The sequence below is a fragment of the Streptomyces nanshensis genome, assembly GCF_001751255.1.
Taxonomy (GTDB): Bacteria; Actinomycetota; Actinomycetes; order Streptomycetales; family Streptomycetaceae; genus Streptomyces; species Streptomyces nanshensis_A.
The window spans coordinates 164-8,790 of the sequence record NZ_LJGW01000049.1 but is presented as its reverse complement, the minus strand read 5'-3'; the positions used below and the strand labels follow the sequence as shown (position 1 = coordinate 8,790).

Below are 8,627 nucleotides of genomic sequence, written 5' to 3'. Positions count from 1 at the left end.
GTTGCCGGAGGGTGGCGCGATGGTCGCGGTGGAGGTGGCCGAGGCTGAGGTCGTTCCGTTGCTGACGGAGGGGGTGTCGCTGGCGGCGGTCAACGGTCCCCGGTCTGTCGTGGTGGCGGGTGTGGAGAGCGAAGTCGAGGCGATATCCGCCCACTTGGAGTCGGCGGGTCATCGCACGCGGAGGCTGCGGGTGTCGCATGCGTTCCATTCGCCGTTGATGGAGCCGATGCTGGAGGACTTCCGTGCGGTGGTGGCGGGTCTGTCGTTCGGGCGGCCGCGGATTCCGGTGGCGGTGTCGGGGGAGGTGTGCGATCCGGAGTACTGGGTGCGGCAGGTCCGCGAACCCGTACGCTTCGACGACACCGTCACCGCCCTCTTCGAACAGGGCGTGACCACCGTCCTCGAACTCGGCCCCGACGCCGTCCTGTGCGGCATGGCACACGAGCGGGCCACGGAAACAGGAGCGCACCTCCTGCCCGCGCTGCGCAAGGACCGCGACGAGGAGCACGCCCTGCTCGCCGCCGTCGCCGGGCTGCACGCCCGGGGCACCGCCGTCGCCTGGAACGCCCTCTTCGAGGGCTCCGGCGCCCACTGGGTCGACCTGCCCACCTACCCCTTCCAGCGCAGGCGCTACTGGCCCGACGCCGAGACCCTCCAGCCCGCCGCACCCGCGACCGCCGAGCCTGCCGACGCGGGCTCCGGCGACGCCGAACTGTGGTCCGCCGTCGAGGAAAACGACCCCGGCGCCCTCGCCTCCGTCCTCGACCTGGACGAGACCACGGCAGGCGCCCTCGCCCCGGCCCTGTCCTCATGGCGCCGCCGCAAGCAGCGGCAGTCCGCTCTCGACGGCCGGCGCTACGGCGTCCACTGGCGGCCGGTCACCGCCACCGGCACCCTCACCGGTGAATGGCTCGTCCTGACGCCCCAGGGCCACGACCCGAGCGAGGTCACCGCGGCTCTCGGAGCCCGCACCACCGTGCTGGAGACCGCCGCGGACAGCCGGGAGGAACTCGCGGCACGCGTCGGCGAACTCCTCGCCGACGGGCCGCGGTTCGCCGGCGTACTCTCCCTGCTCGCCGCGGACGGGGACCACGGCGAGGTGCCCGCCTGCCTGAGCCGCACCGTCACCGCGGTGCAGGCACTCAGCGACGCCGGATGCGAGGCACCCCTGTGGTGCGTCACCCGCGGCGCTGTCTCGATCGGCCGCTCCGAGGACCTCCACAGCCCCGAACAGGCAGCGCTGTGGGGCCTGGGCCGTGTCATCGCCCTCGAACACCCCCTGCGCTGGGGCGGGTTGATCGACCTGCCGCAGCGGCCCGAGCGGCACACCCTCAACCGCGTCGCGGGCGTACTGGCCTCCGGCGACGGTGAGGACCAGGTCGCCGTCCGCGCCTCCGGCGTCTACGCACGCCGCCTCGCCCACCGTCCCGCGTCCTCCCGGAGCACCGCACCGAACCGCCTCCGCCCCGACGGCACCGTGCTGATCACCGGCGGCACCGGCGCGCTCGGCGCACACGTCGCACGCTCACTGGCCGCCTCCGGCGCGGGTTCGCTGCTGCTGCTCAGCAGGCGCGGCCACGACGCACCCGGAGCCGCGGAGCTCGCGGACGAACTGGCGGCCACCGGAACCCAGGTGACCTTCGCGGCCTGCGACGCCGCCGACAGGGACGCCCTCGCGGCCGTCCTCGCCGGCCACAGCGTGACCGCCGTCGTCCACACAGCCGGCGTCGTCGAGGACTCCCTCGTGGAGGACCTGACCCCCGCGGACTTCGCGGCCGTGCTGCCCGCCAAGACCGCCGCCGTACAGAACCTCCACGAACTGACCGGCGAACTCGACGCGTTCGTCCTGTTCTCCTCCACCGCCGCCGTCCTCGGCGCCGCGGGGCAGGGCAGCTACGCCGCCGCCAACGCCTACCTCGACGCGTTCGCCGAGTACCGCCGCGCACAGGGACTGCCCGCGACGTCCGTCGCCTGGGGGCCCTGGGCCGGCGCGGGCATGGCCGGCGAGAGGGAAGCCGTCGAAGACCGGCTGCGCCGCGGCGGATTCACGCCCATGCGGCCGGAGCCGGCTCTCGACGCACTGTGGCAGGCCGTCGAGGGCGACGAGTGCGCCCTCACCGTCGCCGACATCGACTGGAACCGCTTCCACCCCGCGATCGCCGGACTGCGCTCGGCGCCCCTCGTCGAGGAGCTGCCCGAAGTACGGCAGTTGCGCGCCACCGCCGGCGGCGCCGTGGCCGACGACGAACCGAGGCTGCGGCAGGAGCTGACCGGACTGTCGGGCGCCGAGCGCGAACGGGCCGTACTCGACCTGGTACGCGGCCAGATCGCCGCCGTCCTCGGCCACGCCGACACCCGCGACGTCGAACCCGACCGTGCGTTCCGCGACTTGGGCTTCGACTCGCTGACCACGCTGGAACTGCGCAACCGGCTCGCCTCCGCGACCGGTCTGAGCCTGGCGGCCTCCGTCGTCTACGACTACCCCAGCCCGCTGGACCTGGCCGACTTCGTACTCGCCGAACTCGCCCACGTCACGGGGGAGTCCGAGCCCTCGGCACCGGCGACCGCCGTACCCTCGCTCGCGCCCGCGGCGGCCGTATCGGGAGCCGTCGGGGACGACCCCGTCGCCGTCGTCGGCATCGGCTGCCGTTTCCCCGGCGACGTCAGCGGCCCCGAGGAGATGTGGGACCTGCTCGCCTCGGGCCGCGACGGCGTCAGCCCCTTCCCCGCGGACCGCGGCTGGGACCTCGCGGCTCTGGCCGGCGGCGCCTCCGCCACCCGCGAGGCCGGATTCCTCAGCGGCATAGCCGACTTCGACGCCGCCTTCTTCGGCATCTCACCGCGCGAGGCCCTCGCGATGGACCCGCAGCAGCGGCTGCTGCTGGAGACGAGCTGGGAGGCGATCGAGCGGGCGGGCATCGACCCCGGCAATCTGCGCGGCTCGCGCACCGGCGTCTTCGTCGGCACCAACGGACAGGACTACGAATCGGTGCTGCGCCGCGGCGTCGACGAGGACATGCGCGGCTACCTGGCCACCGGCACCACCGCCAGCATCATGTCCGGACGGCTCGCCTATGTGCTCGGGCTGGAAGGCCCGGCGGTCACCGTCGACACGGCATGCTCCTCCTCGCTGGTCGCGCTCCACTGGGCACTGCGCTCCCTGCGCACCGGCGAATGCGAACTCGCCCTCGCCGGCGGCGTGTCGGTGATGTCCGGGCCCGAGTCCTTCATCGAGTTCACCAGCCAGGGCGGCCTGGCACCCGACGGGCGCTGCAAGGCGTTCGCCGACGGCGCCGACGGCACCGCCTGGTCCGAGGGCGTCGGCGTCCTCGTACTGGAACCGCTGTCGGCCGCGCTGCGCAACGGGCACGACGTGTGGGGCGTCGTACGGGGCTCCGCCGTCAACTCCGACGGCGCGTCCAACGGGCTGACGGCTCCCAACGGGCCCTCGCAGCAGCGCGTCATCCGGCAGGCCCTCGCCGACTCCGGCCTGGCACCCGGCGACGTCGACGCCGTCGAGGCCCACGGCACCGGCACCACCCTGGGCGACCCCATCGAGGCGCAGGCGCTGCTGGAGACCTACGGGCGGGACCGCGAACTGCCCCTCCACCTGGGGTCGGTGAAGTCCAACATCGGGCACTCCCAGGCCGCGGCCGGCGTCGCCGGCGTCATCAAGATGCTGCTCGCGATGCGTCACGGACTGCTGCCGGAGACCCTGCACGTCGACGCCCCCAGCTCCCACGTCGACTGGTCCTCCGGAGCTCTCGCCCTGCTGGGCGAGGCCGTGGCCTGGCCCGAGAGGGGACGCCCGCGCCGCGCCGGCGTCTCCGCCTTCGGCCTCAGCGGGACCAACGCGCACGTCGTCGTCGAGCAGGCCCCCGAAGCGGCGGAGACGCAGGACACGGAGACGGAGACGGCCCCGGCCGCCAGGCCCGCCGCCGTGCCGCTGCTGGTGTCCGGACGTACGGAGGACGCCCTCCACGAGCAACTGGCCGCCCTCGAAGCGCACTTGGCGCGCAACCCGCAGCTCACGCCCCTGGACGTGGGCTACTCCCTGGCCACCAGCCGCTCACCGTTCCCGCACCGCGCCGTGCTGCTCGCCGAAGGCACCGGCGCCGGCAGCCCGATCACCGAAGCCGCCAGGACCCGGCGCTCCGTGGTGCGTGGGCGTACGGCGGTGGTGTTCGCGGGTCAGGGGAGTCAGCGTCTGGGGATGGGGCGGGAGTTGTATGAGCGTTTTCCGGTGTTTGCGGAGGCGTTCGATGCGGTGGCGGCTTATGTGGATGTTGTTTCGGAGCGGCCGTTGCGGGATGTGGTGTGGGGTGAGGATGCGGGGCTGCTGAGTCGTACGGGGTGGGCGCAGCCTGCTTTGTTCGCGGTCGAGGTCGCGTTGTTCCGGCTTGTGGAGTGGCTGGGTGTGAGCCCTGATCATCTTGCGGGTCATTCGATCGGTGAGATCGCGGCGGCGCATGTGGCGGGGGTCTTCTCCCTTGAGGATGCCTGTGCGCTTGTTTCGGCGCGGGCGCGGTTGATGGAGGCGTTGCCGGAGGGTGGCGCGATGGTCGCGGTGGAGGCGGCGGAGGACGAGGTTGTTCCGTTGCTGACGGAGGGGGTGTCGCTGGCGGCGGTCAACGGTCCCCGGTCTGTCGTGGTGGCGGGTGTGGAGAGTGAAGTCGAGGCGATATCCGCCCACTTGGAGTCGGCGGGTCATCGCACGCGGAGGCTGCGGGTGTCGCATGCGTTCCATTCGCCGTTGATGGAGCCGATGCTGGAGGACTTCCGTGCGGTGGTGGCGGGTCTGTCGTTCGGGCGGCCGCGGATTCCGGTGGCGGTGCCGGGGGAGGTGTGTGATCCGGAGTACTGGGTGCGGCAGGTCCGTGAACCCGTACGCTTCGACGACACCGTCCGCACGCTGCACGACGACGGCGTGACCACCGTCCTCGAACTCGGCCCCGACGGCACACTGTCGGCGCTCACCGCCGCCCTCCTGCCCGCGGACGCCCTCGTCGTGCCGGCACTGCGCAAGGACCGCGGCGAGGAGGCCGGGCTGGCCACCGCCCTCGCCCTCCTCCACGCGCCGGGCAGCAGCGTCGACTGGGAGGCGTACTTCGAGGGCACCGGCGCCCGCCGCGTCGCACTGCCCACCTACGCCTTCCAGCGGGAGCGGTACTGGCCCGAAGCCGCCGGCCCCGCCGTCCCCGGCGCCGACCCGGCCGACGCCGAACTGTGGTCCGCCGTCGAGGAAAACGACCCCGGCGCCCTCGCCTCCGTCCTCGACCTGGACGAGACCACGGCAGGCGCCCTCGCCCCGGCCCTGTCCTCATGGCGCCGCCGCAGCCGCGCGCGGACCGCCGCCGGAGGATGGCGCTACGAAGTGACGTGGGAGCCCCTCCCGCAGCACGACGCGGCCTGGGCCGCCCCCGTCCCCGCCACGCCGGCGCTGGTGCTGCTTCCCGCCGTCGTCGACGGCGAGGAAACAGATGCCGGGGAGTGGGTGGCCGGCGTCGTCGAGGCGCTCGGCGCCCACACCGTCCGCGCCCCCCAGGACGCGGACGACGAGGACCGTTTCGTACGGCAACTGCGTGAAACGGCCGCGGCGGCCGGTGAGTTGAGTGCCGTGGTGTCACTGACTCCCGCCACCGGCACCACGGCCCTCCCCGCCACGGCCCGCCCGTCGGCCCTGCTGGAGACCCTCGACGCCTCCGGCGTCACGGCACCGCTGTGGTGCGTCACCCGGGGTGCCACCGCTGTCGACGACGGCGAGGAGGCCGACCCGGTGCAGGCCGCCACGTGGGGCGAGGGCTTCGTCGCCGCGCTCGAACACCCCGAACGCTGGGGCGGGTTGGCCGACCTGCCCCAGCGCCCCGGCCGCACCGCGGCCGCCGCTCTCGCCGCGGCCGTGTCGCGACGGGACGAGGACCAGATCGCCGTCCGTGACCACGGCACCTACGGCAGGCGGCTGACCCGGGCCGCCGAGCGCGTCGCCACAGCCGGATGGACGCCGTCCGGCACGGTGCTGCTCACCGGCGCGGCCGGCCCCCTCGGCGGTCACGTCGCACGCTGGCTCGCCCGCGAGGGAGCCGAGCGGCTGGTGCTGACCGGCGGCGACGCCGTCGCCGGACCCCGAACCGACGAACTGGCCGCGGAGTTGGAGGCGCTCGGCGCCGCCGTCACGCTCGCCCCCTGCGACCTGCGCGAACGCGACGAGCTGGCCGCCGTACTGGAGAGCATCGGCGACGGGGCACCGCTGACGGCCGTCGTATACGCCGGAGACGGGACGGACCCCGCCGACGGCGGCGGCTTCGCGGAGGACTCCCGCCCCACGGCCGCCGCCACCCTCGACGCCGCCCTGGCCGGCCGCGACCTGGAGGCGTTCGTCCTGCTCGGCTCGGTCGCCGGCGCGTGGGGCCTGCGAGGGCAGTACGCGCAGGCCGCCCACGGGGCGTCCCTGGAGGCACTCGCCCGTACGCGACGCGCACGCGGCGACGCGGCGGTCTGCGTGGCATGGGGCCCTTGGGCCGAGACCACCGACGCGTCCGCCGCGAACCACCTGCGCCTCAGCGGGCTGCCCGCCATGGACGCCGAACCGGCCCTGGCGGCGCTCGGCCGCGCCGTGGTCTGCGACGGCCCCGCCGTCGTCGTCGCCGACGTGCGATGGGAGACCTTCGCGCCCGCCTTCGCCGAAGACCGCGGAAGCACCCTGTTCACCTCCGTCCCCGAAGCGCGTCGCGCGCTGGAGGAGGCTCGCGGCGCCCGCCGGGAGGCCGCCGGCACCGCGGAGGCGCTGCGCACCCGCCTGGCGGGGCTGCCCGAAGGCGAACGCATCGGCGAACTCCTCGACCTCGTACGGGAGAAGGCCGCACAGGTACTGGGACACGCCGGGCCCGACGCCGTCGAACCCGCAGTGCCCTTCCGCGACCTGGGCTTCGACTCCCTTGCCGGAGTGGACCTGCGCGACCGCCTCGCCACCGGCACCGGGCTGCCCCTGCCCGCGACGCTCGTCTTCGACCACCCCACCGCGCAGGAACTCGCCGCGCACCTGCTCACGGAGATCCTCGGCGACGGCGCGCCCGCTCCGCGGCCCGACACGGTGGTCCCGGCGCGGCCCGCCGCCGACGAACCCGTCGCGATCGTCGGCATGGCCTGCCGCTACCCGGGAGGCGTGCGCTCCCCGGAGGACCTGTGGCGCCTGCTGGCGGAGGAGACCGACGCCGTCGGCGAGATGCCCGCCGACCGCGGCTGGGACCTCGACGCCCTCTTCGACGGGCAGAGCGTGACCCGGCAGGGCGGATTCCTGCACGACGCCGCCGAGTTCGACCCCGACCTGTTCTCCGTCTCGCCCCGCGAGGCGCTCGTGATGGACCCGCAGCAGCGGCTGGTGCTGGAGTCCGCGTGGGAGGCGCTGGAACGGGCGGGCATACCGCCGTCCGCGCTGCGCGGCAGCCAGACAGGCGTGTTCGTCGGAGGCGGCACCGGCGAATACCGGGCACCCGCCGAACTCGTCGGCCAGGAGTGGCAGACAGCGCAGTCGGCGAGCCTGCTGTCCGGACGCCTCGCCTACAGCTTCGGCCTCAACGGGCCCACGGTGTCCGTGGACACGGCCTGCTCCTCGTCGCTGGTGGCGCTCCACCTGGCCGCGCAGGCGCTGCGCTCCGGCGAGTGCTCCATGGCACTGGCGGGCGGCGTGACCGTCATGTCCACCCCGGTCGGCTTCATCGAGTTCAGCGCACAGGGCGCACTGTCGCCCGACGGCCGCTGCAAGGCGTTCTCCGACGACGCCGACGGCACCGGATGGTCCGAAGGCGTCGGCATGCTCGTCGTCGAACGTCTCTCCGACGCGCGGCGCAACGGGCACCGGGTGCTGGCCGTCATGCGGGGCAGTGCCGTCAACTCCGACGGCGGCTCCAACGGCCTGACGGCGCCCAGTGGTTCGGCCCAGCAGAAGGTGATCCGCCAGGCCCTTCAGACCGCGGGCGTCTCACCGGCACAGGTCGACGCCGTCGAGGCGCACGGCACCGGCACCACCCTGGGCGACCCCATCGAGGCGCAGGCGCTGCTCGCCACCTACGGCAGGGACCGCGAGCCCGGCCGTCCGCTGCTGCTGGGCACCGTGAAGTCCAACATCGGGCACACACAGGCCGCTTCCGGCGTGGCGGGCGTCATCAAGATGGTCATGGCGATGCGTCACGGCGAACTGCCGCGGACACTGCACGTCGAGGCGCCCACCAGCCACGTGGACTGGAGCAGCGGAACCGTCGAAGTGCTCACGGCACGCACCGCCTGGCCCGAGCGCGGCACCCCCCGGCGCGGCGCCGTCTCCTCCTTCGGGGCCAGCGGCACCAACGCCCACCTCGTCCTGGAGGAGGCACCCCCGGCCGTCGAGACTCCGCCCGCGCCCGCCCGCACGCCCGGCGCGGTGCCGGTGCTGGTCTCCGCCCGCACCCCGGCCGCCCTGCGGGAGCAGGCCGCCTCGCTGCTCTCCCGGCTGGAGACCTACGGCGCCGCCGCGTCCGGCGAAGCCGGTGCTACGTCCACACGTGCGGCACTCGCGGACCTGGCGTTCTCCACGGCCACCACCCGCGCAGCCTTCGAATACCGTGCGGCCGTCGTCGCCGCAGGCCACGACG

The 8,627-nt window shown here is 74.2% G+C and carries 1 protein-coding gene; it reads left to right on the top strand.

Annotated elements, in window-relative coordinates; genetic code table 11:
- Nucleotides 1-8,627: type I polyketide synthase (locus AN218_RS02695; protein ID WP_476755950.1), on the top strand; the 8,627-nt coding region annotated here is incomplete at both ends.